We start from the raw sequence: 23,745 nt of genomic DNA, 5'->3' as shown, positions 1-23,745 counted from the left end.
CTAGTATCTTATGCAAAGCCTCGATCGCTCCGAACACTTCCCGCTCGATATGGCATTGGCTGGTTTTCCCTCTTCAAACCTTTATACAAGCGCATCGAACTCTCTTGGGTTAGACGGAGAGGAACACAAAAGCCCGCAAGAGCTAGCACAATCCCTAAACGCAGAGGTATCGGCTTCATCTCAGGAGCAACCCCTCAATCCCTTCGCTCAGGTGCCGCCAAGCCCACAATTCATTGAGCAAGTCATCCGCAATTTACCGGGAGTCGTTTATCTATTTGATGCGATCGCTCAACGGTCTGTCTACCTTAGCCCGCAAGCAGCAGAATTACTGGGTTACTCAGTTGATGGAGTAATGGCAATGGGAGCCAACTTTGTTGCCACCATTATGCATCCAGAGGATTTTGCCCGATTCCCACGGCACCTAGAGCAACTTGAGCGCGCTCAATCCAGTGACTTAGTGGAATTCAAATACCGGATGCGTCATGCCAATGGCGAGTGGCGTTGGTTTGCCAGTCAAGATCGGGTATTTCACCGCAGCGCAGCCGGTCAGTTGCATCAAGTACTGGGATTTGCTCAAGACATTACAGAGTGCAAGTGCATCGAAGACGATCGCAAACAGGCAGAAGAAGCGCTGCGACAGAGTAGAGATTTACATGAAACTGTTTTCAACGCATCCAGTGACGCCCTGTTCCTGGTCGATCCCGAAATTCTGCGGACGGTAGACTGTAACCAGCGAGCAGTGGAGTTGTTTGAAGCAAGTGGCAAGGAAGAGTTAATTGGTATTGAAGGGCATACGCTGCAACGGCAACAATTTACACCCAATGAACTAGATGCCATTGTTGCTGATATGCACAAGGGGGTTTGGATTAAAGAAATTGAATATGTTACCCGTCAAGGCAATTACTTCTGGGGCAATCTAGCGGCTAAATCCATCCGCTTTGGGGAGCGGAACGTGCATTTGGTGCGAATCACTGATGTCACCGATGGCAAACAAGCAGAAGCCGCTTTGCTCCAGAGTCAGGCACAGCTTCAGCAGCAACTGGCTGAAATTGAAGCCATCTACCAATCAGCCCCAATAGGTTTAAACGTCTTAGATACCGACTTCCGCTTTGTGCGGATTAACCAGCGACTGGCAGAAATGAATGGGCTTCCCGTTGAAGCCCATATCGGTCGCACGTTGCGTGAGGTGCTACCCGATATGGCTGAGGCAGCCGAACAGATATTGCGCCCCATCTTGGAAACGGGGGAACCGATTCTGAATGTGGAAATTAGCGGGGAAACTCCGGCTCAACCGGGTGTGCAGCGAATCTGGTTAGAGCACTTTTTGCCGTTAAAGAATGGCGATCGCATTATTGGGATCAGTACGGTTTGCGAGGAAATTACTGAGCGCAAGCGCATCGAAGACGATCGCAAACAGGCAGAGGAAGCACTGCGCCAGAGCGAAGCTCAGCTACGACAACAGACTGAGCAGCTTGCTCACGCTAACCGAATCAAAGATGAATTTTTGGCAGTTCTTTCCCCTGAACTGCGAACACCCCTCAATCCGATTCTTGGCTGGGCCAAGCTCTTGCAAACCCGTAACTTTAGCCAGGAGCAAACCCGGCAGGCTCTCTCCACGATCGAACGCAATGCCAAGCTGCAAGTGCAACTGATTGACGACTTGCTGGATATCTCTCGCATCATCCGAGGGAAATTAAGCCTCAATTGTACTCCTGTATCGCTGCTGACCCCAATTACGGCGGCAATTGAAACTGTGCATCAAGTGGCTTGGGCTAAATCAATCGCGATCGAAACAAGGCTAGACCCTACCGTGAGAGAGGTTTCAGGCGATGCCGGAAGGCTACAACAAGTCGTATGGAACTTGCTGTTAAATGCGATCAAATTTACGCCAGAAGGTGGTCGCGTGACAGTGCGATTAGAACAAGTCGAGCGCTATGCCCAAATTCAAGTCAGTGATACGGGTAAAGGCATCCGTCCAGATTTTCTGCCCCACCTGTTTGAAATGTTCCGCCAGCAAGATAGTTCCACAACTCGCCAGTTTGGGGGTTTGGGGTTAGGTTTGGCTATCTCTCGGCAACTGGTTGAGGCGCATGGAGGCACAATTTCGGCAGCCAGTGCTGGAGAAGGAGAGGGGGCTACCTTTACCGTCAGACTGCCGCTGATTCCGGCATCCCAATCGGTCGTTCCTAAGCCGCCCTCGGTGAATCAGTCATCGAACTTACAAGGCATCCAGGTATTAGTCGTAGATGATGAGACGGATACGTTGCAGTTTCTCCAGGTGCTGCTGGAACAAAAAGGGGCGATCGTCACGACGGTTACATCAGCTCAAACGGCACTGGATGTCATGGCTCAATCTTCAATTAATGTGTTGGTGAGCGATATTCAGATGCCGCAGATGGATGGTTATGCATTGATTCATCAAGTGCGATCGCTGCCACAGTTGAGGAATCTTCCAGCGATTGCGCTCACCGCTTATGCCTATGAATCCGACCGAGAACGATTACTAGCAGCAGGCTACCAGCAGCATCTTGCCAAGCCGATTAATCCCCATGTGTTGATTGGGGCGATCGCTGAACTGGCAAGATGACTCGATGACTCAGGATAGGGGTAAACTTCCGATCCCTAGCGATCGCACCTTAGGTGCAAAATGCCGTCTTCCCACGCGTGTTTCTAAAGACTTTGTTCGTACTGACAATTTAGCGATTGCCCAACCGGATACAATAATTCCTCGGTCGTTTTCCAGGGTGGGACATCAATGGGTCGCGCTGAAAAAGTTGTATTGGCATACTCAGGCGGAATCGATGCCTGTGTATACATTCCTTATCTCAAACAGACGGACACTCCCGACGAGCCAGAATACAGAGCAACGCGAACAAGTGGACTAAGCCGTGAGCGTGCTCAGGGCACAGACAACGGTTACTGGAAAACCAGGCTAACCAAGCGATGTCGTTAACGCTCACTTTCCTTAAGTGCGTCAGTTCTAGTTACGACGGTTCGGCTCAACGAAGCAGCCTGGGGACTCCCACGATCACGTTGAAGAGGAAAATTACACGATGAAAGCTCAAGATTTGAAAGGAAAAACGATTGCATTTGCTGGATCTGGTGGTCTGGATAGCTGCACCATCACCCGTTGGCTGACCGATCAGGGGGTACGGGTTGTGTGTTTTACCGCCGACCTAGGGCAACCGGATGAAGACGATACAGAAGCAATTCGTCAGCGGATGCTCTTAGCGGGGGCAGCAGATTTTGTCTTGTTACCTGCACGAGAAGCGATCGCACAAGCGGGTCTTAGTGTGATTCAATCTCAAGCCTGCTATGAAGGACGCTACTGGAATACTACAGGAATCGCCCGGTGTGTCCTAGCCAAAGCCATGATTCAGGAGATGCAAAAGAAGGGGCTGACAATCTTCAGTCATGGCGCAACCGGACGAGGCAACGATCAAGTCCGTTTTCAACTGATCACCAATATGCTTGCTCCAGAGTTTGAGGTGTATGCGCCCTGGCGGGATGAGGAATTTTTAGCGCGTTTTCCGGGTCGCAGCGAGATGATTGACTTTTGTGAAGAAAAGGGACTCTCCGTCTCGGCGACGAAAGATAAGCCTTATTCCACCGATGCTAATTTGCTCGGTCTAACCCACGAATCGGGATTACTGGAATCTCTATCAACTCCGGCGCATTTTGTCAAGCCAATTATGGGTTGCTATCCTGCCGAGGCTCCCGATCAAGCGGAGGAGTTCACGGTACACTTTGAGCAAGGTCGTCCGGTTTCGATTAATGGCAGTTCGGTAGACTTAGTTGAGGCATTTGTTCAGACGAATGCGATCGGCGGGCGTCATGGTATCGGGATTGGCACTCATTTAGTCGAGAATCGCTTCGTGGGGATTAAGTCACGGGGTGTTTATGAAAGCCCAGGTGTAGAAATACTAGGAACTTGTTATGCCTTGTTGCTGCAACTGATTTTAGATCGCCGTTCTCGTGAATTCTTTGACCAATTATCTTTATTAATTGCCAAGCAAATCTATCAGGGGTATTGGTTTGACTTGGCTACTCAGATGGCATTGCAAGCGATTCAACCCACAGCAGAATTGGCGACAGGAACGATTACGGTTTCTCTTTATAAAGGGAATATCTCGTTTGTTTCGGCAACGAATACATCTCATTCCCTCTATTCAGAAGAGAATGCCTCGATGGAAGGGATTGGTAGTTATAATCATGCCGATTCGGAGGGATTGTTACGGGTGTTGGGTGTGAGTGCGCGTGTACTCGCTACAAGTGGTCAAATTAAGGATTGAAGTTCCCTTCCTTAGTTGAGAGGGTGCGTTACGCAGGAGTGACGCACCCTACATCGAGGAGCGATCGCTAGAATGTTAATCACAATCCATCAGGAGAAGTCTTCCGTCTTTCTGCCGGAATGATGGTTATATTTGGGAGTATTGATATAAGTTACAGTAGTTCTAGATTATGGCTTACAGTGATTTTACAACCCTAACTAAAGTTAGAGAAGCTTTTGGGTTAACGATTGAAGAATCTATCGACTTATTTACTGATATTCCAGAAGTATTGCCAAGTTCTCATCTCCAGACAACTTTAAATGAGAATGTATTTTTAGCAACTGCCATCAATACTGAAAAGTCTCGTTCGGAGTTAATTATTGCTCCAGTTTTATTAGAGGTTAGGCGAATATTCAATTTTCAAATTGGTTTCTTTTCGGGTTCAGAATTCAATGTAGATTTACAGGCGGGTTTGAGTGGATATTGCGATTATATCCTGACTGCATCAAAAGAATCTTATGAAATTCGGACTCCGATTGTAACCTTGGTAGAAGCTAAGAATGAAAGTATTAAATCTGGCTTAGGGCAGTGTATTGCTGAAATGGTTGCAGCGCAACTATTTAATCAACGGAATGGAGAGGCGATCGCAAGTATCTATGGAGCCGTAACGACGGGAACGGATTGGAAGTTTCTCAAGTTGATTGATAAGACTGTCTGGATTGATAAACGGGACTATTTTATCAATGAAGTGAGTCGAATTTTGGGGATTTTAACAATGCCGTTTAAAGAATTTCAGCTTGAGGAGTGAGGGACTGGCTCTATTTGGTGCGTTATGCTTGAGCTAACGTATCTGGTGATGTGCGATAGGACTGTCACTTTACTGAATACATGGATCATGAGAAAAACTAAAAATAATTTTGTTCAAAATTAAAGGAATTCTTTAAATATATCTTTGGTAACACAATCAGATAATAAAATATTTTCTAATTTTGACGTAACAATACCTCGATTGTTCTTTTCCAGGTCATTTAAAAAATTCTCACCAATATCTGACTTTGTAATGATTTCTTTTTTAGGTAACCCTGTATTTTTAACCAAGGAGTTAATCGCAGGTACAAAAATATCACTTTTATTCTGATTGAGAGGTGGATTATGCTTTTTCCTGGCTTCCTTTGCCAAGCTTTCCTGTTTTTCTTCTACCACCCAATAAGCAATAGAGGAAACACCATTTTCTTTGAATGCTTTTATCTTTGGATGACGGCTGGATAAAGAGTTACGAAGATTTCCTGCTTCTCCTACATACCACACCTTGTTAGTCTCATCTACGGCAAACCAGATAGCAGGAGACGCAGGAACCTCCTGAGCCGACTGAGTAATTGGCAATTGAGCAATTGGAATTCTGGGTAAAGAGGGAATAAAGTCTTTATCTTCAAATTCTGTAATCATATGAGGGTTCCTGTAGCATGGAGAAGGCTTTCTATGTCGATGATAAATTCCATTGAGCGATCGCCCAACTCAAACAAACCAAAACGCGATCACTACGCCACAGCGTATCCTGTATACTGCCTCACATCCGGTGGGTGAAACCCCAAAACAATTTTCTCTTTAGGAATTCCCGCAGCAACCAGTTCGTTCGTCACGCCATCTTCTGTATCATCTCGCTGCACCCAAACCTTGCCATCGATAATATCAAGATGAACAAGGCATCCATGAACCCGCGTTGCAGTATCCCAACCAAGAGTAATCAATAAATAGCTATCAGCTACTTCATCAAAAACGGCTTTACAAGTAAGTTCTCCATGAGCGTATGGAATTTTAGTGTAGGGTTCAAGAACGCTCTTGATAATCTTCCGATAGTTCTCTGAAGTATCCATTTGGCAGTAATTGTGTCACAGACATAGCAGGGACATCTAAGAGCTAACTTCAATTATAGAGATAGCCCAAATCTCAACCTCCTAGCCAGCGATCGCATAACTCAAACAGACCAACATGCGATCGCAACAGAGCGGCTGAAGCAACAAGTGAATCGTGTCCCAGCGCTACAATAAGGGACAAAAGTAGAAGGCAAGTACCTTTGTGTCTGTCTCCACTCAACCCAATGCACCAAACTCCAGGCAAACTCTGGTTGTGCCGACCGAACCAGTTTGGCGCTTCAGTGTTGCTCAGTACCACGAGATGATTCGCTTAGGCATTCTAACCGAAGATGATCCAGTGGAATTGCTTGAAGGGTGGATTATTCAAAAAATGCCAAAAAATCCACCACATCGCGCTTCAACCAAACTGACTCGCAATGCTTTGGAAGAGATTGTGCCAGAGGGATGGTATGTCGATGCCCAAGAACCCATTACTCTCTTAGATAGTGAGCCAGAGCCAGATGTCGTCGTTGTCCGAGGTAATACTCGTGATTATCTTGATCGCCATCCGGGTTCCCAAGATTTAGCTTTGGTTGTTGAAATTGCAGACTCTACGCTAGAGCGAGATAGAACTTCCAAAAAACGACTCTACGCCCGTGCAGGCATTCTGGTTTATTGGATCGTCAACCTTCCTGAACAAAAACTAGAAGTTTACACACAACCCATCGACTTAGCTCAAGAACCAACTTATCAGCAGCACCAAGATTACAGCCTGTCGGATGAAGTTTCTGTTGCAATTGAGGGACGTGAAGTTGGTCGCTTAAGAGTGCGGGATTTATTACCGTAACTGCTCCCGAAGCCAAACCCTAACGAGTTATATCGAGATAAGGGCGAGTACACGTACTGACTTGTTGGTTGAGCAGACCAAAACGCGATCGCTTCTTGGCTGAACCTGAGCAAGCTCACCTATCCCCCCTGTACCATCCACACCAGCATTCCCAAAATTTGCTCCACTGGAGGAAGTGGGTAATCTGTGAGATCGACTGTTACGGTTCGTCCCTCCAGTTGAAGAAATCTCCAGGCAGTTCCACTGCTTACACTGCCGTAGATAGTAGCAATAGGCTGACCGTTTGCCTCATTAAACTTCTGAGCTGCCACCATTTCAGCGATGCACTGTCCAATGCCGATATTCAAATCAGCCTTTTTTGCCTCCACAATCACCACCGCTGGCGCTTCAATCTCTAACTGCTCAGGGGATCGAGTGATGAGGAAATCGCATACTCCATTGAGTCCAGAGGCGGGTTCGACAGTAAACTCTGCACCTGAGAACAGGCTAACTTGGCGTTGCAGAATCTTTCGCACCTCAACGAGCACAGGACTGATAATCAATTCGGAGCGTGCCTTTTCGCTGCCAGTAGCGATCGCCAGTGGTAAAGTTTCCTCCAAAAAGGCGGCGAGGGTGATACTGGGTGCAATGGGGTTTATCTCTGGGAGAAATCGCTTACCCTCAACGGTGTTTAGAGCAAAGGCTTGTTTCACCTTTCGGAGGGTGAACTCACTGTAAGACATCGCAATCCCCCTCTTGTTGTCTCTAACCTCCATGTTCGCTCAATTGTGGAGTTTAAGTTTATGGTTGGGTAGAGCAGGGAGGCGCTTACATCTTCATCCAGCGCGATCGCTTCTTTGTGGATGCCAATTGAAAGCGATCGCTACACTCAAACACACTAAGACGCGATCGCACTCTAATTAACCTAAACCTATTAGCCGATTCTCACTCTTACTCTCCTGGTGCTGGAGGCTGATCGCTAACCGATGATTGTTTCAGCTTTCGTGACTCTAACCATCCAGGAACCACAAACCAAGCAACCACCAGGATAAGAGCAATGATCGCAAATTTAGCGACCCAAGAGATTAACTGTTCCAGTGGTACGATCCGTCCGAGAAAGAACGATAAAGTCACCATCACCGATGCCCAAACGGTAGCACCAGCTATATTGAACACCATGAATTGCGGGAAGGGCATTTCCACAATTCCTGCCATTGGACTCGCTAAAATCCGTAGAAATGCTACAAATCTGCCGAAAAATACAGCTCTGCCCGCATTTTCCCCAAACTCCCTTTTCACTTCTATCAGTTGCGCTTCACTGATGCGAAACAACCGCCCCGCTCGTTCCAACAAAGCCCAACCGCCCAGTTTGCCAATCCAATAGCCAATGCTACTGCCCAGAACAGCACCGATGCTTGCTGTACCTAGCACTAGCCAATAATCCAGTTCTCCACTACCTGCCAGAAAACCGCCCACTATGGTAATCGTTTCTCCCGGTATGGGAATTCCTAAACTTTCCAGGGCGATTCCTAGAAAAACAGCTAAGTAGCCATACTGCTTAGCGATTTCCTGGATCGTCTCCAGTGACAGAAACTCAAAAGACATCCAGTTTAGCCTTTACAAAAATTCATCACCGTTCTCATCTTGGCGCGATCGCAGGAACTGTGTCAATGAAGCAGGGTGCATTAGGGGCATACAATTCTGAGAGATCGCCGCTTAGGGGCTTTGGCTCACCGTAACACACCCTATACATTCCGTAATCCTCTTCAAGTCGGCACCAACTCACCCGGACGCAGCTTAGCCCATTTCCCGGTTTCTTGCTTAAAGCTCAGGCACCCCACCACATCCCATTCCATCTCCACATAATCTTGATGGGGACGGATATTAACATTAATTGTAGGTTCTGTCGCTTCAAAATCGGGGGTTTCCGTCAAGTGCGGCACCTCATGCTGAATTTCCACAGCATGATAAGTGGTACAGCGGTCTACATAGTGGCAGTTAACGCAAATACACATTGCACAAACTCCAAGTCCTTTTTGCCACTGTAGCTTAGGCAAGACCTTTGTTCACCAGCATTTGGATTGATTTTTATTACTTGTAAAGAAGTTTTTCGCTATGAGTTGCCGATAAAAAAAGTTCACACTGTATCCTTCATCCTTTTCGTCGCTGATGTAAAGTCCACCACCGCATCGGCAAGGCAGTTGTAAGTAACACGGGTAGCCAACTGGGCACACCGATCCAAAATTGCCACTGATTTAGCTCAGATTCTCTTTTCAACCAAAAGCCTACACGATTCCAGAATGAATGAGGTTGCGATCGCGGTGGAGGTTGAAAGAAAACACCTCCTAGATCGAAGGCTTGCAAAGGCTTTCCCTCATCAGGATGTCTATACGCACCACCTCCAATCCAGAAAGAGCCGTTTCCAGGCCAGCGAATGCGGTAATATCCAGTTATCACGTCGGAGCCATCGGCTCGATCTGTATCTACGCCAAGTGACGTATAGAACCTATAGCTAAACAACCACATCATTACAAAAGTCAGGCTCAGCAGAAAAGAAGCCCCGCACGAGATGAGGAAGAAGCGGTACGCGCTCGACGTTCGTTGCAGCATTGGCAGATTGATTGAGTAACATTAAAAGCCATTGGCAGGAAAGGCATTGGCTCTCCCCCAGCCACTAAGGCAATGTGGCAATTCTTGCCTCACCATGACTTCTACTGCTCAGCGCAGCTTAGGAAGCAGGCAGCGACTACTATAACCGCTTCTCCTACTTATATGCCAACCAACAGAGATTGGTAAATTAGACATTTCGGTAGTCTTACAATCTATTGATCTTGAGATGAACTGGCAAAATCTAGACATCGCCTCTTCTGTCCTCTCTCCCGAAACTTGGCCTTTTAGCCAAGAGTGGCTACCCCCAGAGGCTTGCTTAGTCGGTGGTGCCGTGCGAGATGCCTTACTCGGAAGACGAGGTGAGTACCTGGACTTAGACTTTGTTTTGCCCACGGATGCCGTACAGACAGCGCGACAGCTAGCTCAACAGTACAACGCTGGATTTGTGGTACTCGATCCCGATCGCCAGATTGCGAGAGTGGTGTTCGAGCAGGCAACCGTTGATTTGGCTCAGCAAGAAGGCGACAGTCTGGAAACTGATTTGCGGCGGCGAGATTTTACAATCAATGCGATCGCCTACAATCCCTACACCCAAGAACTCATCGACCCACTCCAAGGTTATGCCGATTTGCAACAGGGTATCATCCGGATGGTATCGCCCAAAAATCTCCAAGATGACCCCTTGCGGCTACTACGAGCCTATCGGCAAGCCGCCCAGCTCGGTTTTAAGACTGAACCAGCCACCCAGTCAGTTATTCGCCAGCTAGCGCCTTTAATCCAGCAGATAGCCGCAGAACGAGTGCAGGTAGAATTAGGTTATTTGCTGAAATCCCCCCAAGGAACTGCCTGCCTAAGAGCGGCATGGGAGGATAAGTTGCTACAAGGGTGGTTTCCCGATGCAACCGCTCAAGGCTTAGCACAAGTTGCAGCCGTTGACAAGGCAGCTATTCTTTTAGAACAAATTTGGCCTGAACTTGGGGTAGAACTTCGAGCCTCAGTTGGCGGCAAGTCAGCCTCTTTGGTGAGTCTGGCGAAGTTGGCGTGTTTGCTGCCATCAGTGCCAGAAGCTGCTGAGGAACAATTATTGAATTTAAAGTATAGTCGCGCTGAGGTTCGCACAGGGATTACAGCGGTCAAAAACTTACCCCAGCTTTTGTCTCACGCCGCCTCTCCAATGTCTATCAGGGAGCAGTATTTTTTCTTTCAGGATGTGGGAGCAGTCTTTCCGGCTTTGGCAGTTCTGGCTGTGGCGTCTGGAATCCGTGTGGAGCAGGTTACACCTTTGATTAAGCGATATCTTACCCCTGACGATCCAGTGGCTCACCCGACTCAACTGGTAACGGGCAAAGATTTGATGCGATCGCTTCATCTTCCAGCAGGGCGGCAAATTGGTCAACTGCTCACGACTATCGGAGTTGCACGCGCCGAGGGGCGAATTTCCACAGCAGCGCAAGCCTTAGACTTAGCAACTCAGATAATTGACACTCCTTAAAGGATGAACGATGAAGTATAAAGTATAAAAATACTTGCTCTAGGGTTGAGATAGGCCGAAGATTTAAAAGATTACCCAGCTTGAGCGGGAAGATTTATCTTAGGGCTGAAGCGTTCTCTTTTCTTATTTCAAGTTTTTAGCTAAAAAGAGGTCAAAGGATTTGATGAAATTAGCTAACTCGGCAGTCACAAAAATAGTAATAACAGGCATTTTAAGTGCTGCATCTCTTCCTCTCTCGATTACAGCCGTCATGGCTGAATCTCCGGCGATGAACATCACCGAATACGAGCTAAGCGGTAATACGGTGGAGGAGTGTGTCAGTAATGCTGAAAGGGTGATGAAAGAAGAAGGAGTTCAAGACTTTAATAGCAGTTCAAGAGATGTATTTGGATCTGCCGGGGACACCTCTATTGAAATGTACTGTGTGCGTGACGGTAAAACTCTGATTTTAGTGCTGGCTGGTTCTAATTCTGAAGAGTTACGAAAGCTACAGATCCGGATTGACAAAAGACTTTCTCAGTGATTTTAATCAACCACAGAGGGCAAAGAGGCACACAGGAAGAAAGAGAGGTTTTCAGGAATTTTTGAGGATGGCTCTAGAGGGTATGCCAAAAATTTTCTCCGGGTAGCGATCGCTGTTGCAGTTGTTGATTAATTTGGACAGCGGCGGCTAATCCAGAGTGTAAGGCACTTTCTATCCGCTTGCCCCCACACCAATCGCCACAACAAATGAGAGGTAAGGGTGTTGGGGTGTGGAGATAGTCTTGATTTAAAGGAGACTGGGGAAAGGCATAACGCCAGCGATGCACTTGAACCAAATTGGGAGTATCAAGCCAGGGAGCAAGTAATTGTGCGGCACGGGATAATAGCTGCTGTCCGGCTGGTTTTAGATCCTCGGTATCAAGGTATTTTTGGGCAAAGTCAGCGGTACTTTGTAAAACAAAAATCGGCATCTGAGGATTGGAGCGCTTGCTACTATCTAAGCCAATCCAGGCTAGATCAGAATCATTGGATACATGACAAGCTAGAGGGAAGTCTTGAATGGCAGCTTGTGGATAACCTGCGATCGCACTTAGGCAAGGCTCAAACTCGACAGATCTCAGGCGATCTAAAAATTCTGGTGACAGACCTTTTGCGGCTAGAGGTTCGAGTAGCATTAAAGCTTGGGGAGCTGGGATGGCAACAACAACGGCTCTAGCGGTTAGTTCGTCAGGTACCTCTGTTGAGTCGAGGGTGAGAAGCCAACTCTGTTCCTGGGTGGGTGTTATCGCTTGTACTCGTCGATTGAACTCAATGTCTAAACCAGTCGCTAAAAATTTGGCAACGGCTGTCATTCCGGCGGGTGCTGCGTAACAGGTAAGCGGTGAGGGGTGAGCGAAATTTTCACCCAATGACTCTGATGTCGTGGGTTGGAGTTCGTACAACGTATCAGTCCAAGTGTGGAGGATATCGCGCTGTACCAGAAGTTCAATCAGCGCTTTCAATAACCTTCCTTGCGCTTCCAGGTAACGTACTCCATGATCGGCGCAGGTATCATAGAGCCGTCGTGTCGCTAAACGTCCCCCCACACCGCGAGACTTCTCCACGACAACCACACGATATCCAGCTTGATGCAGTTGTTGGGCACAAGTGAGTCCTGCAAGTCCTGCACCAATAATGGCGACATCAAACACGACGGATGCTCTCCTTTGGTATACAAATAGAATAATTGACAACAAGGAAACTGGGGTTTTGGAGGGAAGGACGTTGGATGAACTGAGAAGCGCCTTAGATTTAGCAACGGAAGAAGAGTTAGTTCAACTGACGGACATTTTGTTCCGTCGTAAGTTTAATCCCTTAGATTATGTTCAGACACCTGACCCAATTGAGGTGCAAAGCCGCGATCGCGAGGCTTGGCTAGATGCCATAGAGGATCGATTTCGCTTTTTGGCGGCAGATGGCTTAACGGTACTCAGAGGACGCAGCCACGAAATTACCTACCGACAAGCGCTGATTCAAGTTTGTCATTACCTGAAGATCCCTTACTCTAAAAAGCTGACAACGACGGATATAGAGGCAGAGATATTTCTGAATTTAATGGGTCGAGCTTGGAAAAAGTTACCCGCCTCCGAAAAGAAATCACTCACCGTGCGAGTGCAGCGATCGCTGGCTCAGTCTAACTTTTCTGAACCCCTCCCCGTACATCTCCAGCACAATCCCATGAGTTTACTAGTCAAAGGGGGCAGCGCCTTGGCCGTTAGCTCAATTATTAAGCCAATTTTGTTGCAACAAATGGCGCGTCATCTTGCCCTTCATTTTGCTAAGTATCAAGTTGCCAAAGAAGCCGTTGTTCGTGGCGGTGTAGCAGCAGCGGCTCAGGTGGAAAGCTATCTGGTGCTACAAACAGCAGGACGGGGGATGGCGTTAAATGCCGCTCGTTATGGAGCGACTCGGAGTGTATTTGCGTTGTTGGGGCCAGTATTATGGGGTTATTTCTTTGCTGACTTGGGCTGGCGGGCGATCGCCACCAATTACGGTCGAATTATCCCCACCATCTTTGCTCTAGCACAAATTCGTCTCACTCGCACCGAATGCTGGGAACCCGTTTGATTGGACTGACGACTGTGCACTCAGCCGTGAACTTGTTAAATTTAGCGGCGAGGAGCCAGGAGTGAGGAGTCGATTCAAAATTCCCCCGACGTGCGATCGCGAAGCGCTGCTGCGAAGCGCAGTTCGCGTTTCTCAAATCTTCAAATCGCTTTTGAGCCAGCATCCAGAACCGCGTTTGCAGGCGGCGTGGACGGCTTTGCAAGGGGGGCTATTCTTGTTCCCGTGGATGCCAACACTGGGCAGCGTGGGACTCGTCTTGGCTGTGGCAGGAGCCTGGAAGCAAGAATACCGTACTATTATTCGACGCCCTTTGAATTGGGGACTGGCTATTCTGAGTGGATGGCTGGTGATTACCTGTTGCTTTGCCCATAACCGTCCAGAAGCGTTTCTGGGTTTAGCCAATTTATTACCGTATTTCCTGGTTTTTGCCGCTTACAGTAGTTTAATTCAGTATCCCTCTCAATTGCGACAGCTCGCGAAGCTTTTGGTTATAGGTTCATGGCCCGTTGTGATCATCGGGTTTGGGCAATTATTTTGGGGATGGGCAGGCAATGTGCCGTGGCAAATTGTGTTCGGTTGGATACTCGAAGCCAAGGGCAATCCTCCGGGACGAATGTCTTCGGTGTTCATGTACGCCAATATTCTCGCCGCTTATCTCCAGATCATGTTTATTTTGGGGTTAGGGCTGTGGATTGAGAGGTTTCAAGCTTGGCGAAACAGCGGGAATCGTTACCCCGTGGGGCAGCTAGTAATTTGGAGTGTAGCCGTCCTGGGGAATGCGATCGCTCTGCTTCTGACCAATTCTCGCAATGCTTGGGGGATCGTGGTTTTAGCTTGCCTTAGTTTTGCCCTATATCTGGGTTGGCGCTTGATTGTCCTAGGCGTCACGGCGGCAGCGAGTACCGTACTCTGGGCGTCGTTTGGCCCTCAGTTGGGTCGCCAATGGCTGCGTAGCACGATTGTCCCACCTTTCTTGTGGGCACGACTGACTGACCAATTGTATCCCAATCGTCCGCTGGCTCTGATGCGGAAAACCCAGTGGCAGTTTGCCTGGACGATGACTCAGGAACGTCCTTGGATGGGTTGGGGGCTAAGGAATTTTACGCCACTCTACCAAGCGACAATGCATCTTTGGCTGGGTCATCCCCACAATTTGCTACTCATGTTGATGGCTGAAACGGGTATTCCGGCGACGCTGTTATTGTGTGGCTTAATTGGCTGGGTTCTGGCTCAAGCTGTCTTAATTTTAAGAGTATGGTCAGATATAGAACCGCTCGAAAATAGACCTTCCTGGCATCAAGACAGATTAATTTTTTTCACTTATCTAATGGCTTTCGGGGGCTGCACTCTATTTAACTTGGTAGATGTAACGCTGTTTGATATGCGAATCAATACCTTCGGTTGGGTACTTTTATCCGCAATTTGTGGAGTTGTTTATCGATATCAAGGAATTTTGACTTCGCAACGCTTAGAAAGCCATTAACTGAAACAAGAGCTTGGGAATTGATGGGAAAAAGAATCAAGGACTCTTCTGGGCGAACTCTGTGTCTGGAGTGGTTCGTTCCACAAAAGGGGTAGTCAACTCGGATTCGGTGGGATGCCCAACCAAAGCGATGGTGTCGCCGTAGGATTCAATCACACGATAGCTGCACTTCATGCGCTTGGCTTAAAATAATGAGAAACATGTTGTAATCTCTGCCGGGTAAAACTGCCGTGGCGCAAGATCGGGTTAGACAAAAAGTCAGGAATGGTGTAACACAAAATCCAAATTATTATCTCCTAATGGGGTTACACCCTAGTGCATCACCCATAGAAATCCGGCGTGCCTATCGGGAACTTAGCAAGCGCTATCATCCGGATACCACTACCTTACCCACGGACACGGCAACTCAAAAATTTCAACAACTTAATGAAGCCTATGCCACTCTCAGCAATCCAGAGCGGCGAGTAGCGTATGATCAAACCATTGGCTACTCACGCTTCAATGTCATTCAGGCACCTGCAAATTTAAACATACCCGTTTCCCAAAAGCGACCAACCTACTCATCCTCAGCCTATCTCGACCCAACTGACCGCCCTCTCTCGGCGGGTGAGATTTTTGCTCTGTTCATTCTGGGCTTAACCTTTGTGGGTTGCATTCTGCTAGCGATCGCCATTGGGTTAACGCGAGGAGATTCGGCGTTCCACTCAGTTTCTGGGTCGAGCAGTAAGAACTCACCGACCCAACAACAGCCGATTCCTCATCGAGTCCTGACGCCGAGCAACTTTAAATCCGAACCGCCCTTAAAGCAAGCGTTGGTTAAGACTCAGACTCCAACCCTTCCTAAACCCCCATCCGCCGATAAGTTTTAATTTTCAGTCCATTCCCACCGTCTTTCAGATCCAGGGGCACTGCTCCAACATCATTCAAAACCATTCATTCTTTAATATGGCTCTTCCGTTAGCTGATACCCCTTTATACAACCATCCTCTCCCTGAAATTGAGCAGTGGCTAAAAGCCCAGGGATGCGAACAAGACCGCAATGACTTACACTGCTGGCACGTTGAGCGAGCCAGTTGGAAAGCACAACTGTGCTTAGAAATTGAGGAATTAACCGTGCGCTATTTAAATGCCAGTGAAGGGGGACGAGATATTCAACGCTCCTTTAAGTACTCCCTCAGCCGTAGGGATATAGAAGCGGCTGTCTTCTGCGGGCCATAATTGGATTTTATCCACGCTCACAGTTTGCTGGACTCAATAAGCGGCTTTTGAATCCAATATCCACAATCTAAAATCGTTATACCTTCCCAAATCGGCGATCGCGCTTTTGATAAGCAGACAAGGCCCGATGGAACTCCGCCCGATCAAAATCCGGCCAGAAGGCTTCTGTGATATAAATTTCGGCGTAAGCCATTTGCCAGAGCAGAAAATTGCTTAAGCGCATCTCTCCACTGGTACGGATGAGCAAATCTGGGTCACACAAATCAGCCGTGTAGAGGTGGCGTGAAAACATCGCCTCATCAATCTCCTCCGCTTGGATTTGACCTTGCTGCACCTTTTTGGCGAGCGCTCGGCAGGCTTGCAAAATCTCCTCTCGTCCTCCATAATTTGTAGCAACAGTAAATACAATGTCACAATTATTCTGAGTTTCGCTCATGGAGCGTTCGATTTGAGCTTGGAGCGATCGCGGCAGGACAGATAAATTGCCCACAAATTGAATCCGCACATTCTCCTGCATCATCTCTCTGATTTCTCGCATCAACACTCGCTCAAACAACGTCATCAAAAAATCCACTTCCTCCAGGGGCCGTCCCCAGTTCTCTGTAGAAAACGCGTAAGCGGTGAGCGCTTTGATTCCCCAATCCTTGCAGCAGCGCAGCAAATCCTTTAGGGCATCTACTCCTTGCCGATGCCCCATAATTCGCGGTAATCCTCGGCGTTTGGCCCAGCGACCATTTCCATCCATAATCACCGCTACATGCTGGGGTAGACGGTCGGGAGAGAGGTCACTTGGTAACTGTTTTAATAATGTTTGCTTAGCAGTCATTTCTTCTGTTGGGAAGTTGATGACGGAAGACGGAGGACACGCGAAACCACATCCTTTCCTCGAGACTTAATTCGACGACCAATACTGCGTAAACCTGGGGCGACAGCCTCGCGGTCAACAGCGGTCGAAAATCGAGCCTCTAGCAATTCTTTCAATTTACTACTTGTTAAGGGTCGGTTTAATTTTCCTCGTTCCGCCAAAGAAATTGAACCCGTCTCTTCAGATACAACTATACAAAGACAATTTTCGACGCGCTCGGTAATTCCCATTGCGGCTCGATGGCGTGTACCTAATTGCCGTGATGCTGTACGTTCAGAAAGCGGAAGAATTACACCAGCGGCAGCGACGCGGGAACCGCGAATCAGCACCGCTCCATCATGCAACAAAGTTGATGTTTGGAAGATGGTTTGCAGCAATTCTTTGGAGACTTCAGCATTGAGCTGAACGCCGGGTACAGATACATCCCGTTCATCAATCGGACCATTCGTTTCCATAATCATCAGAGCACCGATTCGATTTTGGGATAATTCTTTAACCGCGTCCACGATTTCATCGATCACACTGTCGGGTTTGGGGATTGGCCTTCGTTTCTCTTGAAACAATTGCACAATTTCTCCCCGCCCTACCTGTTCCAAAAACCGACGAAACTCTGACTGAAAAATCACAGCCATGGCTACAGCCGATCCAACCACCAACTTTTCTAACACAAAACTCAGCAGCGTCAAGCCCAAACGATTACTTAACGCGGCTGCCAGCATCAGAACAATCAACCCTCGAACCATCCACAGCGTTCGGCGCTCCCCAATAATGAGGAGCACCATATAAGTGAGTGCCAGAACCAATCCAACGTCGATGCTATGAAGCAACACGGACTGAGCCCAGCTAGGGTCAGGAAATGAACCCGACGACGAGGGGGGCATTGAACTTCTATAAACGATTAGCTATTGGGATGCTTAACTCTGGCTTGATTTTAACGGGAGAAGTTGTTTGTTGTTACGAACAGAGCGATTGCCTTTGGAAACTCTTGAGTCAGCCCTCCAGGATTTTGTTCCTAGTAAGACGCTAAATTAGATTAATTCGGTTGCTCACCGAGTCCAACCGGACTACCTATTAGCGAGAAACTAATTGCTGGTCGGCATGAGTCGTTCGGGTAAACAATCTTGCCGAATAATATCCTGATAGGTCTCGCGCTTCAAAATCAAGTTGGCTTCTCCCTGATTGACCAATACAGCAGCCGGTCGCGGCAGGCGATTGTAATTAGACGCCATGCTGTAATTGTATGCACCAGTACCCATAACGACCAAGATATCTCCGACCTCAGTTTTAGGCAGGGTGGCTTCTTTAATCAGGATATCTCCTGATTCGCAGTGTTTCCCAGCAAGGGTGACGGTTTCTGTGGCAGGAGCGGACATCCGGTTAGCCACAACGGCGCGATATAAGGACTGGTATGTGATGGGGCGAGGATTATCGGACATGCCGCCATCAACAGCGAGGTAAGTCCGGATTTCGGGAATTTCCTTTCGGCTCCCCACACGATAGGCGGTGACACAGGCTGAACCAATGAGCGATCGCCCCGGTTCCGAAAGTAGCTTGGGTAGGGGCAGTTGCTGCTGTTCACAAGCACTCATCACCGCCTCGGAAACGCCCTTCACCCAGTCGTCAATACTAGGGGGATCATCTGATTCTGTGTAACGAATCCCTAAGCCACCCCCGACATTCAGTTCTTGAATCGATAAACCGTAGCCAGAGGCTTTAGTCATAAAATCCACTAAAACACCCGCCAGGTCTTGGTGGGGTTGGCGCTCAAAAATTTGCGAACCAATGTGGGCGTGTAAACCGATGCAGTTGAGGTTGGGGTGTTGGCTGACAAAGGCAAAGAGTTGGTCTAAGGCGTTGGGATCAAAGCCAAACTTGCTATCGAGATGGCCAGTACGAATGTATTCGTGGGTATGACACTCAATGCCTGGAGTCAGCCGTAGCATCATCCGAATCGGATTTGATTTTGGATGAGTGGGCTCTTCGTCAGATGCGCCACTCAAGCCTAAAGTCGGTAATTTCCAATCGGCGAGAGTGCGTAGCTCCAGCCAGTTATCTACCACAATCGTGCAGCCACTGCTAATGGCTAGCTCCAATTCAGCTTGAGATTTGTTATTGCCGTGAAGATAAAGTTTTTCGGCTTTGACGCCAGCTTGTAAAGCGGTGTAGAGTTCACCCCCTGACACAACATCGATCCCCAAGCCTTCTGAGGCCACGATCGCACAAACAGCTAGACAATTCCAGGCTTTAGAGGCATAAAGAACCTGGGAATCCCCTTTGTAGTATCGAGCAAACCCATCTCTGTACTGGCGGCAGGCCGTTCGTAATGTCACCTCGTCCAAAATATAAAGCGGGGAACCCAATCGTTCCACCAACGTCATTACATCACAACCCCCTATTTCCAGACAGTCACGACTATTGACTGTTGCACTAAGAGGTAACAGTTCCTGATTGGGTGAGCGAGGAGTGTCCCAATTGCTGGGTGAGGGGAGATACTGAGCTCCAGAATTTTCAGCCCCAGCCGTGTCAGTTGAAAGCATAATGGAAATATTATCCTTGGTTGGCATTACAAGCCCAAGAGAGCGTCCCGTTAATCAGTGTACAATTGAGGGCTGTGACTTTCTTAAAACTTAAACCACTAACCCTAGAACAGCTGAGTGCCGTTATGGAGCTAGATCGGCTGTGCTTTGGGGGTCTGTGGACGCGATCGGGTTATGAGCGAGAGTTAGAAAGCCCCAACAGTCAATTGCTGATTTTAGAAGCGGCAAGTACTCAAGGGGAATCCGGACTTCAGACACCGTCGTCTGGTTTAGAGGAGGGTTTAATTGTTACCCCAGAGATTGAACTCGACGGGACTAATCCCAAACCCACCCCGACTCAAAACGCTCAAACAGCGGATTTTGAAACCGCACCGCTCCGGTCAAATGCCGTAATAGGGTTAGGTTGTTACTGGTCAATCTTGGAGGAGGCGCACATTACGATTCTTGCGGTGCATCCAGACTACCAACATCAAGGGCTGGGTCAATTACTCCTGTATGCTTTACTACGGGATGCCAAAAGGCGTCAGTTGGAGTGGGCAACCTTGGAGGTGAAGCCATCAAATCAAGCCGCGCTATCTCTTTATCAAAAGTTTGGCTTCACGCTCGCAGGGCGACGCCGACGCTATTACAAAGATACGGGTGAAGATGCCCTGATTCTCTGGCGTGGTGGGCTGCAACAACAGGACTTTGAGGAAACGCTTGCCCACTGTTATCGGCAAGCCAAACAGCGCCTGCACGGTGGCGGCTGGCAGCATCTCACCTGGAGGGAATTAGAGAATGGGCATAACAGTTGAAAGGGAGAAAGTCTTTTAGGTTGAACTTTGGAAAGCTGAACCGTTGAAAGTTCAAACCTCCAGCCTTCAACCTTTAAGCTCTAAGCTTCAACTCACTCTTCGAGATCACCCATCAAGAAAGGCTCAAATCTTTGTCAGTAAACCGTTTAAGCAATATCCAAATGATTCATTATTTATCCCCAAAAAAGGTTCAATCCTAATTTCCTCACCTAAATAGTAGGGAAATCTAGACCAAAACTAGCCCTTCCGGTTGTCTCGAAATAGACAGTCGGTGGAATTCCCTATGCTAGAATCAGCGTACACGGGCACGCAACAGGTGATGGAAGTACGCCAATGTTTGAACGCTTTACAGAAAAAGCCATTAAGGTGATCATGCTGGCCCAGGAAGAGGCACGTCGCCTGGGGCACAACTTTGTAGGCACGGAGCAAATCCTTCTGGGTCTTATCGGAGAAGGTACAGGCGTCGCTGCTAAGGTTCTCAAATCGATGGGTGTCAATCTCAAAGACGCTCGTATCGAAGTAGAGAAAATCATTGGCAGGGGTTCCGGCTTCGTTGCGGTAGAAATTCCGTTTACCCCCAGAGCAAAGCGGGTTCTGGAGCTATCGCTCGAAGAAGCTCGCCAACTGGGACATAACTATATTGGTACTGAGCATTTGCTGCTTGGGTTAATCCGGGAAGGCGAAGGGGTCGCGGCTAGGGTTTTGGAAAACCTAGGTGTAGACCTGACCAAGGTGAGGACACAAGTGATTCGGATGCTGGGTGAGACGGCAGAAGTCACGAGTGGAGCCTCTCAGGGTCGTACCAAGACGCCAACCCTGGATGAATTTGGCTCAAACTTGACCCAGATGGCAGGTGAAGGGAAGCTTGACCCCGTGGTGGGACGAGCGAAGGAAATTGAGCGGGTGATCCAAATTTTGGGTCGCCGCACGAAGAATAACCCAGTGTTAATTGGGGAACCAGGGGTTGGGAAAACCGCGATCGCAGAAGGGTTAGCCCAACGAATTGCCAATAATGATGTGCCCGACATCCTCGAAGAAAAGCGGGTTGTAACTTTAGATATCGGCCTGTTGGTCGCGGGTACCAAGTATAGGGGTGAATTTGAAGAGCGCCTCAAGAAGATTATGGATGAAATTCGTCAGGCCGGGAATGTCATCCTGGTGATTGACGAAGTCCATACTTTGATTGGGGCGGGTGCTGCCGAAGGGGCGATTGATGCCGCCAACATCCTCAAACCAGCGCTGGCACGGGGTGAATTGCAGTGCATCGGCGCGACAACCCTGGATGAGTACCGCAAGCATATTGAACGAGATGCGGCATTAGAGCGTCGTTTCCAACCGGTCATGGTCGGTGAACCAACGGTGGAAGAAACGATTGAAATTCTTTATGGATTGCGCGAACGCTATGAGCAACACCATAAGCTGAAAATCTTGGACAGCGCTTTGGAAGCGGCAGCGAAGCTTTCGGATCGGTATATTTCTGACCGTTACCTGCCAGATAAGGCGATTGACTTGGTGGATGAGGCAGGCTCGCGGGTGCGCTTGATTAACTCCCAACTACCACCCGCCGCGAAAGAGTTGGATAAGGAACTGCGTCAGGTTCTCAAGGAGAAGGATGATGCAGTGCGCTCCCAGGACTTTGATCGGGCTGGAGAACTGCGCGATCGCGAAATGGAAATTAAGGCGGAAATTCGCGCGATCGCTCAAAGCAAAAAGACAGACTCCGGTAGTGACGAACCAGGGCCTGTGGTGGATGAAGAAGATATCGCCCAAATCGTAGCGTCCTGGACAGGGGTTCCGGTGAATAAGCTCACCGAATCCGAATCCGAGAAGCTGCTGCATATGGAAGACACCCTACACCAGCGTCTGATTGGTCAAGAGGAGGCCGTGAAGGCGGTAAGCCGTGCAATTCGTCGGGCACGGGTAGGATTAAAGAACCCCAACCGTCCGATTGCCAGCTTCATCTTCTCTGGACCGACCGGTGTTGGTAAGACCGAATTGGCCAAGTCGTTGGCGTCTTACTTCTTCGGTTCTGAAGATGCCATGATCCGCCTGGATATGTCGGAGTATATGGAGCGCCATACAGTTTCTAAGCTAATTGGTTCGCCTCCAGGCTATGTCGGCTACAACGAAGGCGGTCAGCTAACTGAAGCCGTTCGCCGTCGTCCTTACACAGTAGTGCTGTTCGATGAAATCGAAAAAGCGCACCCCGATGTCTTCAACATGCTGTTGCAAATTTTGGAAGACGGGCGTTTGACCGATGCCAAGGGTCGGACGGTAGACTTCAAGAACACGCTGTTGATCATGACCTCGAACATCGGTTCTAAGGTGATTGAGAAAGGTGGCGGTGGTATTGGCTTTGAGTTTAGCGAGAATCAAGCCGAGTCTCAGTACAACCGCATCCGTTCGCTGGTGAACGAAGAACTCAAGCAATACTTCCGTCCAGAGTTCCTCAACCGTCTCGATGAGATTATCGTCTTCCGTCAGCTCAACAGAGAAGAGGTGAAGGAAATTGCCGACATTATGCTCAAAGAGGTGTTCGGTCGCTTGAACGAGCAAGGCATCACCCTGGAAGTCACCGAACGGTTCAAAGACCGCTTGGTGGAAGAAGGGTACAATCCCGCTTATGGTGCAAGACCGCTGCGTCGGGCTATCATGCGCCTACTTGAAGATGTGTTAGCGGAGCAAATCCTCGGTGGACACATCAAAGATGGCGATATCGCTACGGTGGATGTTGATGACAGTGGCACCGTGAAAGTGTTGCCAGGGGAGAAGCGAGAGCTTTTGCCTCAAGCGGTTGAGTAATTAATTAGCCATTAATTGGAATAGAGGCGTAGAGCAATACGCCCGTGCTTAAATCAAGCGGTAGAGAGGCTCAATCTTCTCTACCGCTTTTTTTGTCCTAGGGAAATAGGAAGTTGTACTGGAGTTGGGTTTGTGATTACACCAAATCCGGGATGACTACCCTTTTTTTGTACTCAGATCTTGCACCAAGCCCTGGCGATTAGAAATCGCGGCTATACAAACCAAGTCCGCCTGCGCGGACTAACTGAAAATTAAGGGTTTTGAAGCCTGCGTTAGCGAAGCGTGCCGAAGGCTAGTGCAGCGCGGCAGAAATAACCCACCAGTCTAGAGTGGGGTGACAACTAGGGGTAAACTTTAGAATAGCCTGTGTCATCAGGCTTGGTGTGAGTCACGATAACTTAAGCC

Annotated in this window: 25 protein-coding genes; 14 read left to right on the top strand and 11 right to left on the bottom strand. The window is 48.5% G+C overall.

The genetic code is table 11. From position 1 onward, the window contains the following. Positions 1-10 precede the first annotated feature (10 nt). From NDI48_25655 to NDI48_25640, 4 genes are all read left to right on the top strand, one after another. Positions 11-2,587 (top strand): ATP-binding protein, encoded by a 2,577-nt coding sequence (locus tag NDI48_25655; GenBank protein ID MEP0834553.1) that lies wholly within the window; start codon positions 11-13, stop codon positions 2,585-2,587. Positions 2,588-2,591: 4 nt separating this feature from the next. Further along, positions 2,592-2,885 (top strand): hypothetical protein, encoded by a 294-nt coding sequence (locus NDI48_25650; protein ID MEP0834552.1) that lies wholly within the window; start codon positions 2,592-2,594, stop codon positions 2,883-2,885. A gap of 168 nt (positions 2,886-3,053) precedes the next feature. Then, complete coding sequence (gene argG / locus NDI48_25645) at positions 3,054-4,292, top strand: argininosuccinate synthase (protein ID MEP0834551.1); 1,239 nt, start codon at positions 3,054-3,056, stop codon at positions 4,290-4,292. 169 nt (positions 4,293-4,461) lie between these two features. After that, positions 4,462-5,079 carry a hypothetical protein gene (locus tag NDI48_25640; protein ID MEP0834550.1) on the top strand — a complete coding sequence of 206 codons (618 nt, stop codon included), beginning with the start codon at positions 4,462-4,464 and terminating at the stop codon, positions 5,077-5,079. A gap of 119 nt (positions 5,080-5,198) precedes the next feature. On the opposite strand, the gene NDI48_25635 is transcribed toward NDI48_25640, so the two are convergent. Both NDI48_25635 and NDI48_25630 read right to left on the bottom strand, forming a co-directional pair. Next, positions 5,199-5,717 carry a hypothetical protein gene (locus NDI48_25635; protein MEP0834549.1) on the bottom strand — a complete coding sequence of 173 codons (519 nt, stop codon included), beginning with the start codon at positions 5,715-5,717 and terminating at the stop codon, positions 5,199-5,201. Positions 5,718-5,809: 92 nt separating this feature from the next. Beyond that, positions 5,810-6,145, bottom strand: a complete 336-nt coding sequence (locus NDI48_25630; GenBank protein ID MEP0834548.1) for a XisI protein — start codon at positions 6,143-6,145, stop codon at positions 5,810-5,812. A 202-nt stretch (positions 6,146-6,347) separates the two neighbouring features. Between NDI48_25630 and NDI48_25625 the strand changes: the two genes are divergently transcribed. Then, positions 6,348-6,971 (top strand): Uma2 family endonuclease, encoded by a 624-nt coding sequence (locus tag NDI48_25625; GenBank protein MEP0834547.1) that lies wholly within the window; start codon positions 6,348-6,350, stop codon positions 6,969-6,971. Between the two features lie 119 nt (positions 6,972-7,090). Here NDI48_25625 and NDI48_25620 read toward each other — a convergent pair whose 3' ends face one another. Beyond that, positions 7,091-7,693 carry a hypothetical protein gene (locus NDI48_25620; protein MEP0834546.1) on the bottom strand — a complete coding sequence of 201 codons (603 nt, stop codon included), beginning with the start codon at positions 7,691-7,693 and terminating at the stop codon, positions 7,091-7,093. A gap of 31 nt (positions 7,694-7,724) precedes the next feature. Between NDI48_25620 and NDI48_25615 the strand changes: the two genes are divergently transcribed. Continuing rightward, positions 7,725-7,874 carry a hypothetical protein gene (locus NDI48_25615; GenBank protein ID MEP0834545.1) on the top strand — a complete coding sequence of 50 codons (150 nt, stop codon included), beginning with the start codon at positions 7,725-7,727 and terminating at the stop codon, positions 7,872-7,874. A gap of 27 nt (positions 7,875-7,901) precedes the next feature. Here NDI48_25615 and NDI48_25610 read toward each other — a convergent pair whose 3' ends face one another. The 3 genes from NDI48_25610 to NDI48_25600 form a co-directional block, all read right to left on the bottom strand. Beyond that, on the bottom strand, positions 7,902-8,555 hold the full coding sequence (locus NDI48_25610; GenBank protein ID MEP0834544.1) for a DedA family protein: 654 nt from the start codon (positions 8,553-8,555) through the stop codon (positions 7,902-7,904). A gap of 161 nt (positions 8,556-8,716) precedes the next feature. Next, positions 8,717-8,965 (bottom strand): Ycf34 family protein, encoded by a 249-nt coding sequence (locus NDI48_25605; GenBank protein ID MEP0834543.1) that lies wholly within the window; start codon positions 8,963-8,965, stop codon positions 8,717-8,719. A gap of 136 nt (positions 8,966-9,101) precedes the next feature. Further along, entirely contained in the window at positions 9,102-9,560 is a 459-nt protein-coding gene (locus tag NDI48_25600) for a hypothetical protein (GenBank protein ID MEP0834542.1), read from the bottom strand. Between the two features lie 226 nt (positions 9,561-9,786). Between NDI48_25600 and NDI48_25595 the strand changes: the two genes are divergently transcribed. Next, the gene (locus NDI48_25595) at positions 9,787-11,052 is read left to right on the top strand and encodes a CCA tRNA nucleotidyltransferase (protein MEP0834541.1); all 1,266 of its coding nucleotides are present in this window, start codon (positions 9,787-9,789) and stop codon (positions 11,050-11,052) included. Between the two features lie 163 nt (positions 11,053-11,215). Beyond that, positions 11,216-11,575, top strand: coding sequence for a hypothetical protein (locus tag NDI48_25590; GenBank protein ID MEP0834540.1), 360 nt, complete (start codon positions 11,216-11,218; stop codon positions 11,573-11,575). Between the two features lie 73 nt (positions 11,576-11,648). Here the strand turns inward: NDI48_25590 and NDI48_25585 are convergent, their stop codons facing one another. Then, positions 11,649-12,725, bottom strand: coding sequence for an FAD-dependent oxidoreductase (locus NDI48_25585; protein ID MEP0834539.1), 1,077 nt, complete (start codon positions 12,723-12,725; stop codon positions 11,649-11,651). 73 nt (positions 12,726-12,798) lie between these two features. On the opposite strand from NDI48_25585, the gene NDI48_25580 reads away from it, so the two are divergent. Together NDI48_25580 and NDI48_25575 are read left to right on the top strand one after the other, a co-directional pair. Further along, positions 12,799-13,641: a YaaW family protein gene (locus NDI48_25580; protein MEP0834538.1), complete on the top strand. Its 843-nt coding sequence runs from the start codon at positions 12,799-12,801 to the stop codon at positions 13,639-13,641. 175 nt (positions 13,642-13,816) lie between these two features. Then, the gene (locus NDI48_25575; protein ID MEP0834537.1) at positions 13,817-15,124 is read left to right on the top strand and encodes an O-antigen ligase family protein; all 1,308 of its coding nucleotides are present in this window, start codon (positions 13,817-13,819) and stop codon (positions 15,122-15,124) included. A 36-nt stretch (positions 15,125-15,160) separates the two neighbouring features. Here the strand turns inward: NDI48_25575 and NDI48_25570 are convergent, their stop codons facing one another. Then, complete coding sequence (locus NDI48_25570; protein MEP0834536.1) at positions 15,161-15,298, bottom strand: hypothetical protein; 138 nt, start codon at positions 15,296-15,298, stop codon at positions 15,161-15,163. A 56-nt stretch (positions 15,299-15,354) separates the two neighbouring features. Here NDI48_25570 and NDI48_25565 point away from each other — a divergent pair, with 56 nt between their 5' ends. Together NDI48_25565 and NDI48_25560 are read left to right on the top strand one after the other, a co-directional pair. Continuing rightward, entirely contained in the window at positions 15,355-15,993 is a 639-nt protein-coding gene (locus tag NDI48_25565) for a J domain-containing protein (protein MEP0834535.1), read from the top strand. 76 nt (positions 15,994-16,069) lie between these two features. Then, positions 16,070-16,342 carry a DUF3143 domain-containing protein gene (locus tag NDI48_25560; GenBank protein ID MEP0834534.1) on the top strand — a complete coding sequence of 91 codons (273 nt, stop codon included), beginning with the start codon at positions 16,070-16,072 and terminating at the stop codon, positions 16,340-16,342. Between the two features lie 76 nt (positions 16,343-16,418). Here NDI48_25560 and NDI48_25555 read toward each other — a convergent pair whose 3' ends face one another. The 3 genes from NDI48_25555 to lysA form a co-directional block, all read right to left on the bottom strand. Further along, positions 16,419-17,168, bottom strand: a complete 750-nt coding sequence (locus NDI48_25555; GenBank protein ID MEP0834533.1) for an isoprenyl transferase — start codon at positions 17,166-17,168, stop codon at positions 16,419-16,421. Continuing rightward, positions 17,165-18,088, bottom strand: coding sequence for a diadenylate cyclase CdaA (gene cdaA, locus NDI48_25550; GenBank protein MEP0834532.1), 924 nt, complete (start codon positions 18,086-18,088; stop codon positions 17,165-17,167). The genes NDI48_25555 and cdaA overlap by 4 nt, the downstream gene beginning before the upstream one ends. A 201-nt stretch (positions 18,089-18,289) precedes the next feature. After that, positions 18,290-19,744, bottom strand: a complete 1,455-nt coding sequence (gene lysA, locus NDI48_25545; protein MEP0834531.1) for a diaminopimelate decarboxylase — start codon at positions 19,742-19,744, stop codon at positions 18,290-18,292. Between the two features lie 74 nt (positions 19,745-19,818). Between lysA and rimI the strand changes: the two genes are divergently transcribed. Continuing rightward, complete coding sequence (gene rimI, locus NDI48_25540; protein ID MEP0834530.1) at positions 19,819-20,538, top strand: ribosomal protein S18-alanine N-acetyltransferase; 720 nt, start codon at positions 19,819-19,821, stop codon at positions 20,536-20,538. Between the two features lie 333 nt (positions 20,539-20,871). Continuing rightward, a complete protein-coding gene (locus NDI48_25535) occupies positions 20,872-23,340 on the top strand; it encodes an ATP-dependent Clp protease ATP-binding subunit (GenBank protein MEP0834529.1) in 2,469 nt (822 codons plus the stop codon). Positions 23,341-23,745 lie beyond the last annotated feature (405 nt).

The sequence above is a fragment of the Microcoleus sp. AS-A8 genome (assembly GCA_039962225.1).
GTDB lineage: Bacteria > Cyanobacteriota > Cyanobacteriia > Cyanobacteriales > Coleofasciculaceae > Allocoleopsis.
The sequence above is the reverse complement of the archived record's forward strand: the minus strand, read 5'-3'. Positions and strand labels throughout refer to the sequence as shown.